The sequence below is a fragment of the Leifsonia sp. NPDC056665 genome, from assembly GCF_042791795.1.
Classification (GTDB): domain Bacteria; phylum Actinomycetota; class Actinomycetes; order Actinomycetales; family Microbacteriaceae; genus Leifsonia.
In genome coordinates, this window is sequence record NZ_JBHTXK010000012.1 from 110,252 (window position 1) to 128,037 (window position 17,786).

At 70.9% G+C, this 17,786-nt stretch carries 13 protein-coding genes; 7 read left to right on the top strand and 6 right to left on the bottom strand.

Annotated elements, in window-relative coordinates; genetic code table 11:
- Positions 1–124: 124 nt before the first annotated feature.
- The gene (locus tag ACFQ9V_RS13040; protein WP_382459559.1) at positions 125–4,858 is read right to left on the bottom strand and encodes an ExeM/NucH family extracellular endonuclease; all 4,734 of its coding nucleotides are present in this window, start codon (positions 4,856–4,858) and stop codon (positions 125–127) included.
- A gap of 207 nt (positions 4,859–5,065) precedes the next feature.
- Between ACFQ9V_RS13040 and ACFQ9V_RS13045 the strand changes: the two genes are divergently transcribed.
- Positions 5,066–5,938, top strand: coding sequence for a LysR substrate-binding domain-containing protein (locus ACFQ9V_RS13045; RefSeq protein WP_382459560.1), 873 nt, complete (start codon positions 5,066–5,068; stop codon positions 5,936–5,938).
- An 85-nt stretch (positions 5,939–6,023) separates the two neighbouring features.
- Here the strand turns inward: ACFQ9V_RS13045 and ACFQ9V_RS13050 are convergent, their stop codons facing one another.
- Positions 6,024–6,593: a TetR family transcriptional regulator gene (locus ACFQ9V_RS13050; protein ID WP_382459561.1), complete on the bottom strand. Its 570-nt coding sequence runs from the start codon at positions 6,591–6,593 to the stop codon at positions 6,024–6,026.
- 192 nt (positions 6,594–6,785) lie between these two features.
- Here ACFQ9V_RS13050 and ACFQ9V_RS13055 point away from each other — a divergent pair, with 192 nt between their 5' ends.
- Positions 6,786–7,238, top strand: coding sequence for a DUF805 domain-containing protein (locus ACFQ9V_RS13055; protein ID WP_382459562.1), 453 nt, complete (start codon positions 6,786–6,788; stop codon positions 7,236–7,238).
- A gap of 4 nt (positions 7,239–7,242) precedes the next feature.
- Here the strand turns inward: ACFQ9V_RS13055 and ACFQ9V_RS13060 are convergent, their stop codons facing one another.
- Positions 7,243–7,722, bottom strand: a complete 480-nt coding sequence (locus ACFQ9V_RS13060) for a hypothetical protein (RefSeq protein WP_382459563.1) — start codon at positions 7,720–7,722, stop codon at positions 7,243–7,245.
- A gap of 122 nt (positions 7,723–7,844) precedes the next feature.
- Between ACFQ9V_RS13060 and ACFQ9V_RS13065 the strand changes: the two genes are divergently transcribed.
- The 3 genes from ACFQ9V_RS13065 (at position 7,845) to ACFQ9V_RS13075 (ending at position 9,726) form a co-directional block, all read left to right on the top strand.
- Entirely contained in the window at positions 7,845–9,020 is a 1,176-nt protein-coding gene (locus ACFQ9V_RS13065; protein WP_382459564.1) for a toxic anion resistance protein, read from the top strand.
- Between the two features lie 77 nt (positions 9,021–9,097).
- Positions 9,098–9,418 (top strand): AbrB/MazE/SpoVT family DNA-binding domain-containing protein, encoded by a 321-nt coding sequence (locus ACFQ9V_RS13070; RefSeq protein ID WP_382459565.1) that lies wholly within the window; start codon positions 9,098–9,100, stop codon positions 9,416–9,418.
- Positions 9,415–9,726 carry a hypothetical protein gene (locus ACFQ9V_RS13075; protein ID WP_382459566.1) on the top strand — a complete coding sequence of 104 codons (312 nt, stop codon included), beginning with the start codon at positions 9,415–9,417 and terminating at the stop codon, positions 9,724–9,726. The genes ACFQ9V_RS13070 and ACFQ9V_RS13075 overlap by 4 nt, the downstream gene beginning before the upstream one ends.
- 59 nt (positions 9,727–9,785) lie before the next feature.
- Here the strand turns inward: ACFQ9V_RS13075 and ACFQ9V_RS13080 are convergent, their stop codons facing one another.
- The 3 genes from ACFQ9V_RS13080 to fdhD all read right to left on the bottom strand — a co-directional run bounded on the left by ACFQ9V_RS13080 (position 9,786) and on the right by fdhD (position 14,630).
- A complete protein-coding gene (locus ACFQ9V_RS13080; RefSeq protein ID WP_382459567.1) occupies positions 9,786–11,375 on the bottom strand; it encodes an alpha-amylase family glycosyl hydrolase in 1,590 nt (529 codons plus the stop codon).
- Positions 11,376–11,487: 112 nt separating this feature from the next.
- Complete coding sequence (locus ACFQ9V_RS13085) at positions 11,488–13,779, bottom strand: FdhF/YdeP family oxidoreductase (protein WP_382459568.1); 2,292 nt, start codon at positions 13,777–13,779, stop codon at positions 11,488–11,490.
- On the bottom strand, positions 13,779–14,630 hold the full coding sequence (fdhD, locus tag ACFQ9V_RS13090; RefSeq protein ID WP_382459569.1) for a formate dehydrogenase accessory sulfurtransferase FdhD: 852 nt from the start codon (positions 14,628–14,630) through the stop codon (positions 13,779–13,781). The genes ACFQ9V_RS13085 and fdhD overlap by 1 nt, the downstream gene beginning before the upstream one ends.
- A gap of 98 nt (positions 14,631–14,728) precedes the next feature.
- Between fdhD and ACFQ9V_RS13095 the strand changes: the two genes are divergently transcribed.
- Both ACFQ9V_RS13095 and treS read left to right on the top strand, forming a co-directional pair.
- A complete protein-coding gene (locus tag ACFQ9V_RS13095; RefSeq protein WP_382459570.1) occupies positions 14,729–15,874 on the top strand; it encodes a molybdopterin molybdotransferase MoeA in 1,146 nt (381 codons plus the stop codon).
- 96 nt (positions 15,875–15,970) lie between these two features.
- Positions 15,971–17,786 (top strand): maltose alpha-D-glucosyltransferase (gene treS, locus ACFQ9V_RS13100; RefSeq protein ID WP_382459571.1); only part of this gene is annotated, 1,816 nt, incomplete at its 3' end.

Consider the following 17,786-nt stretch of genomic DNA (forward strand, 5'->3'; position numbering starts at 1 on the left):
TCTGTACATGGCAAGTGTAAAGCGATGCGGACACGGTGTCAATGATTATTTACATGGCGAAGAGCGGAGACGAGCGACCGCCGGGCGCAGCGTGCACGCCCGGCGGTCGTCGTTCGTCAGGAACCTACTGCTGGTGCCCCACGGCCTTGCCGTTGGACATCTTCAGGTCGTTCCAGCCGATCACCGCGCCGGCGCTGTCCTGCGCCGACAGGGTGTAGTCGCCCTTGGCGAGCGGGTTCGGCACCGTCAAGTGCAGGACTCCGTCCGCCGGCACCCGGATCCAGCCGTCGCCGACGGGCTTGCCGGAGATCCAGACCGAGACCCACTGACCGGCGTACTTCGTGCCGACGGTGAGGTCGATCGGGTCGCCAGCGTGGTAGGCCTTGTCCTTGAAGCCGACCTTGCCCTGGAGGGCCTTGGTCAGCGCGGACGCAGGCGCCGCCTTCGGGTCGGTCGTCGGCTTGCCGTCGGTCGGAGCGGCCTCCACCGTGAGCGGGATGCGCACGGTCGTGCCGGACTCCTTGGCGGTGAGCACCAGGGTGCTCGCGCCGGCGGCCGAGGCCGGGACCGTGAAGCTCACGGCCGCGTTGCCCGAGGCGTCCACCGGCACGCTGCCGATGACCGCTGAGCCTCCCCAGCTCAGTTCGAGCGAGGTGTTCGCCGGGCTGCCCAGGCTGGTCAGGTTCAGCTTCTGCACTCCGAAGCTCACCTGCTGGCCGCGCGTCAGCGTCGTCGTCGGCACGTCCGTGACGGACACGCCGCGGCGGGCGAAGCTCGGCGACAGCGGGCTGTGCGCTGAGATGTAGCCGATCCAGGCGTCGCGGTCGATGAGACCCGAGTCGCGCGTGTCGGTTCCGGCCGCGAACGCCCGGAAGTTGTCACCGCCCTGCGCGAGGAACGAGAACGTGCCGATCCGGTACGACTTCGCCGGGTCGATGGCCGAGCCGTTCACGAGGATGCTCGTGATGCGGTCGCCCTCCGGCCGGGTGGCGTCGTACGTGTACGTCACGTTCTTCGACAGGCCCAGGTTGAGGAACGGCCGGCTCGGCACGGTGCCGTCGGCGTTCCGCTGCCACTGCTGCTCGAGCGCCTGTTTGAACTGCGCTCCGGTGAGGGAGGTCGTCCACAGGTTGTTCACGAACGGCAGCACGGCGTTGGCCTGTGCGTAGGTGACCGATCCGTCGGCGCCGTACAGCAGTTCGGCACGGAGGCCGCCCGGGTTCACCACGCCGATCTCGGCGCCGCCGAGCTGGGCGGGCGACAGGGTCGACAGCAGCGAGTCGGCCACGAGGTTGCCCAGGGTCGACTCGCTCATCCGGTCGTCGCGGGCGCCGCCGAGGTACGCCGTGGTGATGTCGGAGGTGACGGAGCCGACCTTCTGGTTGCCGATGACCGCCGCGTCGGCGAGCGCCTTGTCGACGATCGTCTTCACCTTCGCGACCCGCGGGTAGGCGGTGACGAGGCTCGCGTCGCTGTCCGCGGTGCGCGCCACGTTGCGGTCGGTGTGGCCGGTGACCTGCTTGCTGTCGCCGTCCACGGTCAGCGTGATCTGGCCGATGTTCTCGCCGTAGCTGCCGGTCTGGACGATCGGACGGGTCGCGCCAGCGACGCCGGGGACCGGGCCCTCCCACGCGTACTGCTTGTGGGTGTGGCCGGTGAAGATCGCGGAGACCTTCGCGCTGGTCTTGGTGACGATGTCCGCGAACGCACCGCCGGCCGCGACCTCCTGGTCGAGCGTCGCGCCGTCGGGCGTGCCGAAGCCGGCGCCCTCGTGGTACTCGGCCACGATCACGTCGGCCTCGCCGTTGGCCGGGTCGCCGTCGGTGAGCTGTGCCGCCACGCGGTTCACGGCCTCCACCGGGTCGCCGAAGTCGAGTGTCGAGACGCCGCCGGGCGAGACCAGGGTCGGGGTCTCCTGCGTGACGGCGCCGATGACGGCGACCTTCAGCCCGTTCACCGTGAAGGTGGCGTACTCCGGCAGCGCCGGGGTCTTCGTGCCCTTCTGGTAGACGTTCGCGCCGAGGTAGCCGAACTTCGCGGCGTCCTTCACGCGACCGGCGAGGTCGGCGAAGCCCTTGTCGAACTCGTGGTTGCCCACGGCGCTCGTCTTCAGGTCGAGCGCGTTCAGCACGTCGAGCGTCGGGACGTCGCCGGCCGAGGCCGAGGCGAACAGGGAGGCGCCGATGTTGTCGCCCGCGGAGAGGAAGAGGGTGTTGCCCTCGCCGCCCTCGGCGCGCAGCTTCTCGACGGTGCCGGCGAACTTCACCGTGTTGCTGTCGATCCGACCGTGGAAGTCGTTGATGTTCAGCAGGTTGAGCGTCACCGGCGCGGCCTTCAGGCCCAGGCCGATGACGACCGGGTCGTGGTCGCTGGAGCGGTACGGGCCGGCCTCGTAGAAATTGGTGGCGTTGTAGTTGTAGCGGCTGTACTCCAGGGCCACCGACTCCACGGAGTTGATGTTCCAGACGTCCGCGCCGGTGATGGCCGCGTTGGCGGCCGGCGAGGCGAGCACGTGGTCGAGGGAGCCGACCGTGCCGCCGAAGGAGTAGGTCGCCTTCGAGGTGCGGGTGCTGACCTGGTCGATGTAGCCGGCGTCGGTGAGGACCTTGATCGGGTCCTCGTTGAGGTAGGCGTTGAAGTCACCGATCAGGAGCACCTTGTCGGAGCCCAGCGTGGCCTTGCGCTCGCTCGCGAACGCGACGAGGGCGGTGGCCTGCTTGACGCGGGAGGCGTTGGATGCGCCCTGCCCGTCGCCCTGGTCGGCGTCGGCGCCGGTTCCGGAGCCCTTCGACTTGAAGTGGTTGACGATAGCGATGAACGCCGACGAGTCGGCGCCCCCGACCTTCTTGAAGGCCTGGGCGAGCGGCTGGCGGGCGTTCGAGAACGCCGCGTCGTCGAGGATCGTCGACGCGCCGACCGGGGCCGCCACGGCCTTCTTGTAGATGAACGCCGTGCGGATGACGTCCTCGGAGGCCGGGAGCTTCGACGGCGAGGGCACGAACGCCCAGACGTCGCTGCCCGCCGCGGCGTTGAGCGCGGAGACCAGGGTCTTCAGCGCGTCGTCACGGTTCAGGCCGAAGCGCGCCGAGTTCTCGATCTCCTCCAGGGAGACGACGTCGGCGGTGAGGGCGTTGATCGCGGCGACGATCTTGTCCTGCTGGCGCTTGAGGCTGGTCGCGTCGGCGGCGCCGCGGGCGTCGCAGCCGGAGTTGACTGTGATCTTGTTGCCGTCGCGGTCGGTGTAGAACGTGCAGCCGGGGAGTTGGTCGCCGGTGGTCGGGAAGTAGTTCAGCACGTTGAACGTCGCCAGGCGCAGGTCGCCTCCCACGTTGGCCCGGGCCGCGGTGCGGGTGTTGCCGAAGGTGACGGGCTGGACGGTGGCCGCGTTCGCCGGGGTGAGCTCGGCGGTGGGCTGGAACTTCCAGGCGTCGTTGCGGTAGTCGAGGATGACCGGCGTGGTGAACGTGACCGGCGCGCCGACGCGGACCGGGCTGGTCAGCGACAGGTACGGCAGCGGCTTGGACTTGTTCGCCGCGCTGAGGAAGTTGGTCGAGGCGCCGTCGTCGAGGGTGACGGAGCGGGACTTGTTGTCTGCGACCGCCGCGGCGTAGGCCGGGGTGCCGGGACGGGCGGTCTCTGTCGCCTGGATCAGCGGCTTGTCGCCGGCCGCGAGGCCGATCTCGCCGTACTGGTTGGCCGAGTACACGTCGGTGACGGTGAAGGCGCCCTGGGGTGCGATCAGCATCCCCTCCAGGCTCTCGCGCTGCGCGTCGGTGGTCGGGAGGGCGACGGTCGCGGGGGTGGGCGCAGTGACGGTGCTCTTGTCGAGCGTGTCGACCTTGGTGGCGTTGACCTCGGTGAGGCCGTTGAACTCGGTGACCGCGCCGGTGACCTTCACATAGTCGCCGACGGCGACAGCCGAGGCGAACGACGAGCCGAAGACGAAGACGGCGTCGGACGCGGTGTGCGTCGCGAGGTCGATCGCACCTCCCGTGCCCGGGGTCTGCAGGTAGAAGCCGTTGAAGCCTCCGGTCGGGTAGGCCGCGGTGACGACGCCGACCGTGCTGACCGTCTGGCCCACCTTCGGGCTGGTGTCACCGGTGCCCTGGATGTCGGCGATGGAGACCGTGCCGGGCGGACCGGGGTCGGTCCCGGTGCCCGGGTCGGTGCCTCCACCGTCGCCCGGGTTGCCCGGATCGGTGGCCGACGCGGTGTTCTGCGGGGTGATCGTCGCGCTCAGCGAGATGTCCGCGGCGTTGTCGTCGGTGTCCTTGAAGGACGTCCGGGTGAGAGACTTCACATCCGTGTTGCCGCTCGGGGCTGCCGCAGCCTTCGAACCTTCGAAGGTGTTCGACGAGCCGTAGCCGATCAGGTCGGCCACGTTGGCGTTGCCCGTGACGGAGCCCGCCGGGAGGGTCAGCGCGGTGGCCGACTTGGCGAGGATGAGGGTGCCGGAGGCGCCGGACGGGTTCAGTCCGTTGCTCGCGGCGTCGGGGGCCGGCAGGGCGGCGCCTGCGGTGCCGTTGGAGGCTCCGGCGACCAGGTAGTAGCCCTTGGCGGCGATCGTGCCGCTCAGCGCGACGACGCCGTTCGCCGCACCAGTGCTGGTCGCGGAGCGGTACTGCACGCTCCAGCCGGTCAGCGCGACGGGCTGGTCGCCCGGGTTGTAGAGCTCGACGAACTTGTTGGCGTAGGCCGCTCCGGCGCTGCCGCCGGACAGGTACGCCTCGTTGATGACGACACCGGTGCCGTCCGTACTGGCGAACGCCGGTGTCGCGACGAGGGAGCCGGCGGCGAGGCCTGCTCCGACGGCCACAGCGGTGGCGGCGCGCCACAAAGTGCGCAGTCTGGTTGACATTTCTCTCCTCGATCGGAAGGGGGATCTCGTGCGAGTCCGCGGCAACCTTAGGGATGGCGGAGAACCGCGCACTGTCTTGTGAGTGAACGTACAGAGAACTCGTACAGGGGTAGACCGCTCATTTGAGCACTCCCCCGTTCGCGGGGGTCCGGCCCTCGCGCTGCCGCCTCCCGGCGCGCACCGTGCGGGTGGGCCATGATGGTGTGCATGCGGATCGACGAGATCGCCCACTTCCGGGCGCTGGCGGCGGAGGGCCATCTGGCCCTGGCCGCCGAGACGCTCGGGGTCTCGCAGTCGACCCTCTCGCGCTCCCTCGCCCGCCTGGAGGCCGAGGCCGGCGTCGAGCTGTTCGACCGCCGCCGCGGCCACCTGGAGCTCAACCAGTACGGCGAGATCCTGCTGGCCCACGCGTCACGCGCGGAGGCGGAGCTCGACACCGCGCGCGCCCGCATCGACGCCCTTCGCGACCCGGCGGCCGGGATCGTCTCCCTCGCCTACGTCTCGTCGTTCGGGAGCTGGCTGCTTCCGCGCGTGGTCAGCGAGTACCGCAGCCTGTTCCCCGACATCCGCTTCGCCCTGCGCGGCGGGACCGCGGACACCGTGCTCGACGCGCTGCGCGAGGGCTCGGCCGACCTGGCCTTCCTCAGCCCCGACCCGCGCGACCCCGACATCGAGTGGGTGCGGCTGACCGCGGAGCGGCTGGTGCTCGGCGTGCCGGAGGGGCATCCCCTCGCCGCGCGCAGTGCGGCCTCCTTCGCAGACCTGACGGAGGCCGAGCTGGTCGCGCTGCGCCCGGGGTCGGGACTGCGGACGATCGCGGACGCCTACTTCGCCGCGCACGGCGAGGTGCTGTCGCCGGTGATCGAGGTCACCGAGCTGTCGACCCTGCGCGCGCTCGTGCGCGATGGCGTCGGCGTCGCCCTCATCCCGGACACGCCCGCGGAGCCGGGGATCGTGGCCGTCCCGCTCGCGGACGAGGCGGAGCGGGTCATCGGGATCGCCCGCAACCGCACCCGCTCGCAGCCCGCGGCGGCGGAGCAGTTCGCACGCTTCGTGCGCGAGGAGCTCACCGCGCTCTGAGCGGCGCCCACCCTCCATCGAAGGGCACGTGGTTGTCGCTTTCGACGCCCGGAAGTGACAACTACGTGCCCCTCGGCGATCGTGCTTATGCGGCGAGCGCCCCCAGCGCACTCCAGAGCCGGTCGATGTCGGCCGGCAGCTCGTCGAGGCGGCCGCGTTCCGCCGCGATCATGTACGCGCCGAAGAAGCCCTGGACCGCCACCACGGCGACCTCGCGGGGTGTGAGCCCCTGCGGAAGCGACGGCTCCTGCTCCAGGTAGCCGGCGACGACGCCCACCCAGTGGTCGTAGGGGTCGGCGTCCGGCCCGGGCGGGAGGATGGTCTGCGACAGCGCCATCGCCGCGCGCACCCGCACGTCCGATGCGAACACCGCGCCCACCCTTCGGGTCAGCTCGGCGGCGGCCGCCACGCCCCGCAGACCGCTCGCGTCGACCTCGGACACGATCGCGGGCCAGTTGCCGTACTTCTCCACGACCAGGGCCTTCGCCAGGTCGAGCTTCGACCGGAAGTGGAAGTACACCGCGCCCTTGGTCAGCCCGGTGCGCTCGACGATCCGCTCGAGCCGGGCTCCGGCGTAGCCGTGCTGGTCGAACTCGTCCGCGGCAGCCTCGAGGATGCTGGCGCGGCTGCGCTCGGCGCGCTCCTGACGTGGCATGCGGGGGTCTCGATCCGTTCGATGCGGCGGTCCCCCCAGCGGCCAACTCTAACCCGGGGCGGCCCCCGGACTGGGCACGGCGCTCGATTGAGCGGCGAGTCGTGTCGCGGCCGTCCCTCAGCGAAGGACGCTGGTGCGCGGGACGGCGCGCCGTCGCATCCTGTACTCGTAGCCTCACGGGAGGAGGACCCGATGTCGACGCCGCCACCACCCGCCCCGCTCTGGACGCCGCTCTACGGCGCGAACATGGGCGACGCCATCCGGCGGTTCTTCACCAAGTACGCCGACTTCACCGGCCGGGCGAGCCGCAGCGAGTACTGGTGGTTCTTCCTGTTCGACGCGCTCCTGGCGATCGTCTACTGGACGTTCGTCGTCGTGATCGGCCGGCTGAGCGGGAGCCTCCGGATGACCGGCTCGTCGCGCCTCGTCGGCCCGCTCTTCTGGGTGCTGCTGGCCGTGTGGATCGTGTGGGTGTTCGCGACCCTGGTGCCGCACCTGGCCCTGGTCTGGCGCCGCCTGCACGACGCGAACCTGGCCGGGCCGTGGTACTTCCTGTCGTTCGCCCCGTTCGGCTGGGTGGTGCAGCTCGTGCTCACCGCGCTGCCGTCGAACCCGGTCGGGGCGCGTTTCGACCGGCCGCGGTAGCGACTCAGCAGGAGTCCGCGAACAGCCGCCGCGGCCGCTCCGGATCGGCGTCGTCGAACAGCACGGAGGCGACCTCCCGCGGCGCGCCCAGCGGGTCCTTGCGTCCGGTGGCGACGAACGACCAGTCCGCGTCGCGCTCCGGGTCGTGCTCGATCCAGACCGAGAAGTTCCAGAACCCGCGCAGGGTCTCGCCCAGCAGGCCGGGCCCGTCGACGACGAGGACGCCCTCCGGCGACGCGGTGCGGAACGGCGTCACCACCTCGCTGCGGAGGCTGTCGGGCGTGACGTCCGCCGTCGCGTGGGCGCGCTCGGCGTCCTGACCCGATGCGCGCAGGGCCTCGGCGAGCGCGTGCGCCGCCGCGCGGAGGTCGGCGCCGGCGACACCCGTCACCGCGATGAACTGCGGCCCGCGCGTGTAGTGCTGGAGGAACTCGGCCGCGAGCCCGTCGAAGAAGGACGCGCGGTCGGTGGTGGTGCTGCCCATGCCGCGAGTATCCCACCGGGGCGGGGAGGCTGCGAGCGGGGAGGCTGCCGGCAGACCTTACCCTTCACGCAGGTGCGCGGCCTACCCTGGAGGGGTTGCGGTCCTGGTGGGAGGAGAACGACATGGATGCGGGTCAGGGAGACGAGCTGCAGCCGCCAGAGGCGGTGCCGGAGCTTCCCGACGAGCGCGCGATGGGGATGATGAGCGTCTCGCCGCAGCGGGAGGCCGAGCTGGAGTCCCGGGCGCGCGAGTGGATCCGCGACCTGGCCGCGGCCGACCCCGGCAGCGAGGCCTTCCGCCGGAAGATCACCGGCTTCTCCCGCCTCGGCGACACGGAGATGCAGGAGTCGAGCAACGCGTCCCGGCAGCTCCTGAGCCGCCCGGCCACCGCGCTGGCGGCGGCGCGCGGCAAGGCGGTGCGGACGGACCCGCAGTACGGCGTCCTGCGCACCCTCCAGTCGCTGCGGGCGACGGTGAGCGACTTCGATCCGCAGCACACCAGCAAGAGCTACCGGATGCTGGCGCGCATGCCGGGCGGCCGCCGCCTCCGCAAGTACGTCGAGCGGTTCGAGTCGGCGCCGAAGCAGCTCGACCAGATCGTGGTCTCCCTCGACCACGGCGAGGAGTGGCTGCGCCGCGACAACGAGGAGATCGAGAACGAGCGCACGGCGCTCTGGAAGACGACGGAGCGGCTGAACGAGTACGTCACGCTGGCCGCCGCTCTCGACCGCGCGACCGTGGAGCGCGCCGACCACCTCCGCGTGACCGATCCGGTGCGGGCGGCGACGCTGGAGAAGGAGGCGCTCTTCCCGATCCGCCAGCGCCGCCAGGACCTCACCACCCAGATCGCGGTGTCCGTGCAGGCCTACCTCGCCCTCGACGTGATCAAGAAGAACAACGTCGAGCTGATCAAGGGTGTGGAACGGGCCAAGACCACCACCGTCTCCGCGCTGCGCACCGCCGTCGTGGTCGCTCAGGCCCTGGAGAACCAGCGCCTCGTCATCGACCAGCTCGGCGCCCTCCACCAGAGCACGAACGCCCTGATCGGCCGCACCGGCGAAGTGCTGCGCGACCAGACGGAGCAGATCCAGAAGGAGCAGACCACCTCCGCCGTCGACGCGCAGGTGCTGCAGCGCGCGTTCGACGACGTGTTCGCGACGATGGACGGGATCGACGTGTACAGGGGGCAGGCCATCACGAGCATGTCGCAGACGGTGGACGCGCTGGAGCACCAGGTGGCGCGGTCGCGGAGTTACCTGAAGCGGGCGCGGCCGGAGCGGGGTCAACCGGAGGCGTAAGGATCTGGGTTGGCCGTATTACGGTAATGCCGCAAAACAGCTTTATCGAAATACAGCTTTCGTGCGAAAATGGAAGCATGACGTATCACGGCTATGTGGCGATGCAGGGACGAGGAGTCGTCTCCCTGCCCGCAGAACTGCGCCGACGCCTCGGGCTGGACGCCGAGGGCGCGCAGATGGAGGTCACCGAACGCGAGGACGGTGTCATCGAACTGCGCCCCACCATTCCCGTCCCGGCGGAGCAGGCATGGTTCTGGACCGACCGCTGGCAGCAGCGCGAGCGCGAAGTCGATGCCTACATCGCCGCCGGGGCGGTGACGTCGCACGAATCCACCGACGACTTCCTCTCCGCCCTCGACACCCTCGCCGACAGCTCCACCGGTCAGTCGACGTCGTGAGGTTCCAGACCACACCCGCGTTCGACACCGATTTCAAGAGACTCAAGCCCGAGCATCAGCGCGCCTTTCGCGAGGTCGTCAAGAACGGCTTCGCGCCAGCCTGCGACGCCTTCGCCCTCAATCCGACAGGAGGCTGGCCGGCCTCCCTCCGCGTGAAGTCGATGCGGGGCGCACCGGGGATCTACGAGATGACCTGGTCGTTCGCGTCCCCGGATGGACGCGCGACCTTCGAGCTCGTCACGATCGACGGCGTGCTCTACTGCCGCTGGCGACGGGTCGGCGACCACGGCGTGTACCGCAACCCCTGAGTCTCCGAGGCCGAGGGCCAGGCGATTGCCCCAGGAGCCTGAAGCAAGCCCCGACCGGGTCAGTCCAGCCAGGCGAACCCGTAGGGCGCCAGCGTCTTGCCGTCCCAGCCGTCCGCCAGCGCCGCGTGCTGCCCCGCGCCGACCGCCACGGTCGCCTCCCGGCCCGAGAGATTATGCAGGGTGAGGAGGCCGTCCCGCCGCAGGGCCAGCACCGCTGGGTCGCCCGCGTCCACCACCGTCCACCCAGCGGCATCGGCGTGCGCCTCGCGCCGCACCCGGGCCAGCTCGCGGGCGAGCGTGAGCAGGGACGCGTCGTCGCCGTCCTGCGCCCGCGCGTTGACCGTCCGGAAGCCGAACGGGCCGTCCACCTGGGCGCCGAGCGTCAGCGGCGACTCGGCGGCGGTCGTGAAGCCGCCCCACGGGGAATCGTCCCACTGCATCGTCGTGCGCGCGGCGCCCCGGCCCCGGACCGTCAGGTCGTCGCCCTGGCCGAGCTCCTGCCCGGCCTGCAGCAGCGGGACGCCCGGGAGCGCGTGGAGGAGGCTCAGCGTCATCCGCACACGCTGGGCGGGCTGGAGTATCGGCGCCCAGCCGCGCCGGATGCCGCGGCCGTAGATCACGGAGTCGTCTCCCACGGCGAACACGTCGAACACCTCCTGACGTTCCTCGTCGCTCAGCAGCGACAGATCGAGCTCGTCGGCGTTGCGGACGAAGTTGAGCCGGGACTCACCCGGGATGCTGCGGTCGAGGCGGCTCAGGGCGTCCGCGATCGGCTCCGCCCGCCCGCGGGCGAGGGCGAGGAACGTGGCGTTGTTGAGGCTGAAGTCGATGACCGCGTCGAACCGGTCGTTCTCGATCAGCGCCGCCATCGCTTCCGGGGGCTCGCTCGCCTCGGCGATGAGAGCGACATCCGGGCGGATCTCCCGCAGCCGCGCCCGTAGCCGGTCGAAGAAGGCGGCGTCGTCCACATCCGTGTCCGGCCTGCCTTTGCCCTGCACGAGCAGCAGGGCAGCGTCGATCCGGAAGCCGTCCACACCGACACCGAGCCAGAACGTCAGCAGCTGGACGATCTCCTCGAAGACGTCAGGGTCGGTCGCGTTGACGTCGGGCTGGAACGAATAGAACTGGTGATGGTAGTAGCGTCCGGCACGCTCGTCGAAGGTCCAGACGCTCTCCTCCTCGCCGGGGAACATCGGATGGTCCCCCGGCTCGGTCGAGTCGTCGTCGCTCCAGACGAAGAACTTCCCCGCGCGGCCGTCGGTGTCCTCCCTCGCCGCGAGGAACCACGGGTGATGGTCGGAGGTGTGGTGCGGCACGGCGTCGATCAGCACGCGGATCCCGTGGTCGTGCGCGCGGGCGAGGAACGTGCGGAGGTCGTCGAGGTCGCCGAACCGCGGGTCGACGGCCAGGTGATCGTCCACGTCGTAGCCGTTGTCCCGCCGCTCGCTCGGGTAGAACGGCAGCAGCCAGATCCACGTGACGCCGAGGGAGGCCACGTGGTCGAGGTGGTCCATCGCGCCGCGGAGGTCGCCGAACCCGTCGCCGTCGCTGTCCGCGAACCGCGAGAGGTCGAGGCCGTACACGAGCGCTCCGGGGTTGGTGGCCCAGCCCGCGGGATTATCGGGCAGGCGTTCCTGAGTGCTTGGCATGCCCCACACTTACCCCCGTTTCGCCGCCGAGGGGCACGTAAGTGCCCCTAAACGGCGATTTAGGGGCGTTTACGTGCCCCTCGGCGGGTCAGGGTTGGGAGTGAGGGTCGGGCTAGGGGACGGGGACGAGGCGGACGATTACGGCTTTGGAGACGGGGGTGTTGCTGCCGGTCGCGGCGCTCTGCAGCGGCACCAGCACGTTCGCCTCCGGGTAGTACGCCGCCGCGCAGCCGCGCGCGGTCGGGTAGGACACCACCCGGTAGTTCGGGAGCACACGGTCGACCTCGTCGGCCCACTCGCTGTGGATGTCGACGCGCTGGCCGTCCGTGAGCCCGAGCTCGAGCAGGTCGTCCGGGTTGACGAAGATCACGTCGCGGCCGTTCTTGATGCCGCGGTAGCGGTCGTTGAGGCTGTAGATCGTCGTGTTGAACTGGTCGTGCGACCGCAGCGTCTGCAGGATCAGCCGGCCCTCCGGGCGCTCCAGCGGCTCCAGTTCGTTGACGGTGATCATCGCCTTGCCGGTCGCCGTGTCGAAGCGGCGCTCGTCGCGCGGGCCGTTCGGGAGGACGAAGCCGCCCTTGCGCCGGACGTCCGAGTTGAACGTCCCGAAACCCGGGACGACGCGGCTGATGTGGTCGCGGATGACGTCGTACTCGGCCTCGAAGCCGGCCCAGTCGATCCCGTGCTCACCGCCGAGCGTCGCCTCCGCGAGGCGGCACACGATCGCCACCTCGGACAGCAGCCCGGGCGCGACCGGCGGGATCCTGCCGTGCGTCGCGTGCACGGCGCACACGCTGTCCTCCACCGACAGGAACTGCGGGCCGCCGGCCTGCAGGTCCACCTCGGTGCGGCCGAGCGTGGGCAGGATCACCGCCTCCTCGCCGGTGACGACGTGCGAGCGGTTCAGCTTGGTCGACACCTGCACGGTCAGCCCGGCGCCGCGCATCGCCGCCTCGGCGGCGGCGGTGTCGGAGATCGCGGCGACGAAGTTGCCGCCCATCGCGAAGAACACGTCGATGTCGCCGCGTTGGAGGCCGGCGAGCGTCTGCAGCGCGTCGAAGCCGTGCGCGCGCGGCGGGTCGAAGCCGAACTCGGCCTGGAGCGCGTCGAGGAACTTGTCCGGCATCTGCTCCCAGATGCCCATCGTCCGGTCGCCCTGCACGTTGCTGTGCCCGCGGATCGGGGAGGCGCCGGCGCCGGGCTTGCCGATGTTGCCGCGCAGGAGCAGCAGCGTGATGAGCTCCTTGAGCGTCGCGACGGCGTTCTTCTGCTGCGTCAGGCCCATCGCCCAGGTGATGATGACCCGCTCGGAGCGGGTGTAGAGGTCGGCGAGGAGGTCGATCTCCTCCAGGGTCAGCCCGGTGGCCTCGAGGACGGTGAAGTCGTCGAGCGTCGCGATGTGCGCGCGGAACTCCTCCAGGCCGAGGGTGTGCTCGGCGAGGAACTCGTGGTCGAGCACGGTCCCGGGAGCCGCATCCTCGGCCTCCAGCACCCGCTGCGAGACCGCCTGCAGGAGGGCCATGTCGCCGCCCGAGCGGATCTGCAGGAAGTGGTCGGCGATCTGCGTGCCCGTGCCGATGATGCCGCGCGGCTTCTGCGGGTTCTTGTAGCGGATCAGCCCGGCCTCCGGCAGCGGGTTGACCGCGACGATGGTGGCGCCGTTGCGCTTGGCCTCCTCCAGCGCGGTCAGCATGCGCGGGTGGTTCGTGCCGGGGTTCTGGCCCATCACGACGATCAGGTCGGCCTTGCCGAAGTCGTCGTAGGCGATGGTCGACTTGCCGATGCCGATGGTCTCGCCGAGCGCCGTCCCCGTCGACTCGTGGCACATGTTCGAGCAGTCCGGGAGGTTGTTGGTGCCGAACGCACGGGCGAAGAGCTGGTAGGCGAACGCCGTCTCGTTCGCAGTGCGGCCGCTGGTGTAGAACGCCGCGTGGTCGGGCGAGGCGAGGCCGTTCAGGCGGTCGGCGATCAGGGCGAAGGCCTCGTCCCAGCCGATCGGCTCGTAGTGGTCGGCGCCGGCCGGCTTGTGCACCGGCTCCACGAGGCGGCCCTGCATCCCGAGCCAGTACTCCGACTTGTCGAGCAGGCTGGTCAGCGAGTTCTCGGCCCAGAAGCTGGTCGGGACCGTGATCGGGGTGGCCTCCCAGGTGACGGCCTTCGCGCCGTTCTCGCAGAACTCGAGGATGTTGCGGTCGCCCGGGTCGGGCCACGCGCAGCTCATGCAGTCGAAGCCGTTCTTCTGGTTGATCGCGGTCATCAGCTTCGCAGTGCGCGCCGGGCCCATGTCGCGGATGGCGGGCTCCATCGAGTGCAGGATGGCCGGCACGCCGACGGCCCACTTCTTGTTGTGACCGACCTCCAGGCCGGGGTACTCGTCGCCGGGGTTGACGTCCGTCTTCGCCATCAGGCCATCGCTTTCTGCTTCGTCTCCGTGATCCGTTCGCCTCCGGAGTAGACCACCATCGACGACCCCCGGAGGAACCCGACGACGGTGAGGCCGAGCTCCCGGCCCAGGTCGACCGCGAGCGACGACGGCGCCGAGACCGCCGCGAGGATCGGGATGCCGGCCATCGACGCCTTCTGGACCAGCTCGAAGCTCGCCCTGCCGGACACCATCAGCACGGTCCCGCTCAGCGGGAGGCGGTCCTCCTTGAGCGCCCAGCCGACGACCTTGTCGACCGCGTTGTGCCGGCCGACGTCCTCGCGCAGCACGAGCAGCGCGCCGGTCGCGCCGTCGAACAGCGCAGCGGCGTGGAGGCCTCCGGTCTTCTCGAACATCGCCTGCCCCTCGCGCAGCCGGTCGGGAAGCGTGGTGAGCAGCTCGTCGGTGATCGCGACCGGGTCGGCGTCGACCGGATACGCGGAGCGGGTCCGCACGGCGTCGATGCTCGCCTTGCCGCACAGGCCGCAGGAGCTGGTCATGTAGAAGTTGCGGTCGAGGCTCGCGTCCGGCCGCGGGACTCCGGGCGCCAGCGTCACGTCGAGGACGTTGTAGGTGTTCTCACCGTCGACCGCTCCTCCCGCGCAGTAGCGGATGGCGCTGAGCTGGTCGCCGTGGGAGACGACGCCCTCGGAGACGAGGAAGCCGGCCGCCAGGTCGAAGTCGCTCCCCGGCGTGCGCATGGTGATCGAGAGCGGCGTCCCAGCAACCCGGATCTCGAGCGGCTCCTCGACGGCCAGCACGTCCTCCCGGCGGCTGCGCGATTCACCGACGACGATGCGCGTGATCTGTTTTCGCGATGTCGTGCGACTCATGCTCCAGGCTTACCACGGCGTAGCGTGAGACCCTACCGGAATGCCCGCGGCGGTCATTCGAATACTGCGGGAAGAGGATCGGGAATGGGCATCACGCCGTGAGCGGGCACCACGGACGGCCGTCCTGGCACGAGGCGCGGGCCGTCGCCGCGGCGGCCGGTACCGCGCTCCCGCCCGAGAGCGTCCCGCTGCACGCCGCCATCGGGCGGCGGCTGGCCGCCGAGCTCGTGACGCCGATCGACCTCCCGCACTTCGCGTCCGCGGCGATGGACGGCTGGCTGGTCGCCGGCGACGGGCCGTGGAGGCTGGTGGACTCCGACCCCGGGCGCGGTGAGGCCGCCCCGATCGTCACGGGAGCGCTCGTGGCGGCCGACGCTTTCGCCGTGCTCCGCAGCGAGAGCGGGGAGGTCGCCGGCGGGATGCTGCGCTCGACCGTCGCGGGTGAGCCGCGGCCCGGACACCACATCCGTCACCCTGGCACGGAGGCGCTGACCGGGGAACGGCTGATCGCCGCGGGCGCCCTGCTCAACCCGGCGCACGTCGCCCTCGCCGCGGCGACCGGCGCCGACGAACTGCTCGTGGCGGCCGTCCCGCCGGTCGCACTCGTGTTTACGGGCGACGAGGTCGTGACCTCCGGGGTGCCTGCGCCGGGGCGCGTGCGCGACAGCTTCGCCGTGCAGCTCCCCGCGCTGGTCGGGATGCTCGGCGGCCGGGTGAGCGGCACGGCGCGCGTGCCCGACCGGCTGGAGGACACCGTGGCGGCGCTGCGCGACGCCGATGCGGCGCTGATCGTGACGACGGGCGGCACCGGGACGTCGTCGGCCGACCACCTCCGCGACGCACTCCGCGCGCTCGGCGCGCGCCTCCTGGTCGACGGGGTGGCGATGCGGCCCGGCGGCCCGACGCGGATCGCGGAGCTCCCGGACGGGCGGCTCGTCGCCGCGCTCCCCGGCAACCCGCTCGCGGCGATGGTCTCGGCGATCACGCTCGTGGAGCCGCTGCTGGCCGGGCTGGCCGGGCGGCCTCCCGTGCCGACGCGCCCCGCAGGCGACGCCGAGGTCGAGGGCCGCGCGGGATCGACCGTGCTCGTCCCCTACTCAGACGTCGACGGCCGACCCGTCGTCGCCCGCTGGCGCGGGGCCGCGATGCTGCGCGGCCTCGCCGCCGCGACCGGCATCCTGATCGTCCCCCCGGACTCCCCCGCCGAGTCCCTCCCCCTCCCCTGGCGCACCAACGAGACGTGACTATTCGCGGAAATCGCGGGTGCGATTTCCACGATTGCTCACGTCTCGGCGGAAAGGGATACGGTGGCAGCGGCCGGAAGGGGCGAGAGGAGAGAGATGGACGAGATTGCGGAGGGCGCCGAGCCCGAATCGACCGAGATCACCTACGACGAACAGCTCTACCCGGCCCGGCCGCGGCGGCTGCGCCCGCGCGCGAACCTGCGCGGCGGCGCGATCCGCCGCACGGTCTCCGACCCGCGCGCGGCGAACGGGCTGAACCCGGCGTACGTGCAGTGGCTGGTCCGCCAGTCGATGCTGAAGGACGCCGACGTGCTCAGCCGTCAGCTCTCCGGCTCGCCGAGCATGTGGCGCAACCCGTATGCGCGGCCGGACGCGCGCCGCGCGGTGTCGACGTCCGACGTCTGGTTCACCGCGTACCCGATCTCGCTCATCACCCGCAAAGACCAGAGCTTCCTCGCGGCTCTCGCGGACCCGGAGCTGTGGAGCGTGTTCGAGCGGATCGGCATCAACGGCGTGCACACCGGCCCGGTGAAGCGCGCCGGCGGCCTCCGGGGCTGGCAGGAGACCCCGAGCGTCGACGGGCACTTCGACCGGATCGGCACCCAGATCGACCCGATCTTCGGCGACGAGGAGACCTTCCAGCGGATGACGGACGTCGCCGAAGAGCACGGCGGCGTCGTCATCGACGACATCGTGCCTGGCCACACCGGCAAGGGCGCGGACTTCCGCCTCGCCGAGATGGCGTACAAGGACTACCCGGGCATCTACCACATGGTCGAGATCCCGCCGGAGGAGTGGCACCTGCTGCCGGAGGTGCCGGAGAACCGCGACTCGGTGAACCTCGATCCGGCGACCGAGGCGTCCCTGGCCGAGAGCGGCTACATCATCGGCGAGCTGCAGCGCGTCATCTTCTACGCCCCCGGCGTCAAGGAGACGAACTGGAGCGTCACCGCGCCGGTCGTCGGCGTCGACGGCGTCACCCGGCGCTGGGTCTACCTGCACTACTTCAAGGAGGGCCAGCCCTCGGTCAACTGGCTCGACCCGACGTTCTCGGGGATGCGGCTGGTCATCGGCGACGCCCTCCACTCGCTCGGCGACCTCGGCACGAGCGCGCTGCGGCTCGACGCGAACGGCTTCCTCGGCGTCGAGAAGAGCGCAGAGGGCCTCCCGGCCTGGTCGGAGGGCCACCCGCTCTCGCACGCGGCCAACCACGTCATCGCGGGCATGGTGCGCAAGGTCGGCGGCTTCACCTTCCAGGAGCTCAACCTGACGGTGGAGGACATCCGCGACACCGGCGCGGTCGGCGCCGACCTGTCCTACGACTTCATCAACCGGCCCGCCTACCACCACGCCCTCGCGACCGGCGACACCGAGTTCCTGCGGCTCACCCTGCGGACCTCGCTGGAGCTCGGGGTGGAGCCGGCGAGCCTGGTGCACGGCCTCCAGAACCACGACGAGCTCACCTACGAGCTGGTGCACTGGGCGACCCTGCACAAGAACGACCTGTACCCGTTCCGGTACGAGGAGATGCCGGGCGGCGAGCTGGCCGAGCTGATCCGGTCGGAGCTGGTGGAGGCGCTGACCGGGCCGGCCGCCGACTACAACCTGGTGTTCACGACGAACGGGATCGCCTGCACCACGGCCTCCCTCATCGCCGCGACGCAGGGCCACACGACCCTCGACTCCATCACGGAGGCGGACGTCCCGGCGATCCGCGACGCGCACCTGCTGCTCGCCGCGTTCAACGCCTGGCAGCCCGGTGTCTTCGCCATGTCCGGCTGGGACCTGCTCGGCTCGCTCACGGTCCCCCGCGAGCAGGTGGCCGACCTGATCGCGGACGGCGACACCCGCTGGATCGAGCGCGGCGCCCACGACCTGCTCGGGGTCGCCCCCGAGGAGGAGCGCTCGGCGT

What these genes read in the sequence shown, in the direction of transcription:
- ACFQ9V_RS13085 (WP_382459568.1), bottom strand. Translation starts at nt 13,779, where the DNA reads ATGGCGAAGACGGACGTCAACCCCGGCGACGAGTACCCCGGCCTGGAG.
- ACFQ9V_RS13060 (WP_382459563.1), bottom strand. Translation starts at nt 7,722, where the DNA reads ATGGGCAGCACCACCACCGACCGCGCGTCCTTCTTCGACGGGCTCGCG.
- ACFQ9V_RS13070 (WP_382459565.1), top strand. Translation starts at nt 9,098, where the DNA reads ATGACGTATCACGGCTATGTGGCGATGCAGGGACGAGGAGTCGTCTCC.
- ACFQ9V_RS13055 (WP_382459562.1), top strand. Translation starts at nt 6,786, where the DNA reads ATGTCGACGCCGCCACCACCCGCCCCGCTCTGGACGCCGCTCTACGGC.
- fdhD (WP_382459569.1), bottom strand. Translation starts at nt 14,630, where the DNA reads ATGAGTCGCACGACATCGCGAAAACAGATCACGCGCATCGTCGTCGGT.
- ACFQ9V_RS13040 (WP_382459559.1), bottom strand. Translation starts at nt 4,858, where the DNA reads ATGTCAACCAGACTGCGCACTTTGTGGCGCGCCGCCACCGCTGTGGCC.
- ACFQ9V_RS13065 (WP_382459564.1), top strand. Translation starts at nt 7,845, where the DNA reads ATGGATGCGGGTCAGGGAGACGAGCTGCAGCCGCCAGAGGCGGTGCCG.
- ACFQ9V_RS13080 (WP_382459567.1), bottom strand. Translation starts at nt 11,375, where the DNA reads ATGCCAAGCACTCAGGAACGCCTGCCCGATAATCCCGCGGGCTGGGCC.
- ACFQ9V_RS13050 (WP_382459561.1), bottom strand. Translation starts at nt 6,593, where the DNA reads ATGCCACGTCAGGAGCGCGCCGAGCGCAGCCGCGCCAGCATCCTCGAG.
- ACFQ9V_RS13045 (WP_382459560.1), top strand. Translation starts at nt 5,066, where the DNA reads ATGCGGATCGACGAGATCGCCCACTTCCGGGCGCTGGCGGCGGAGGGC.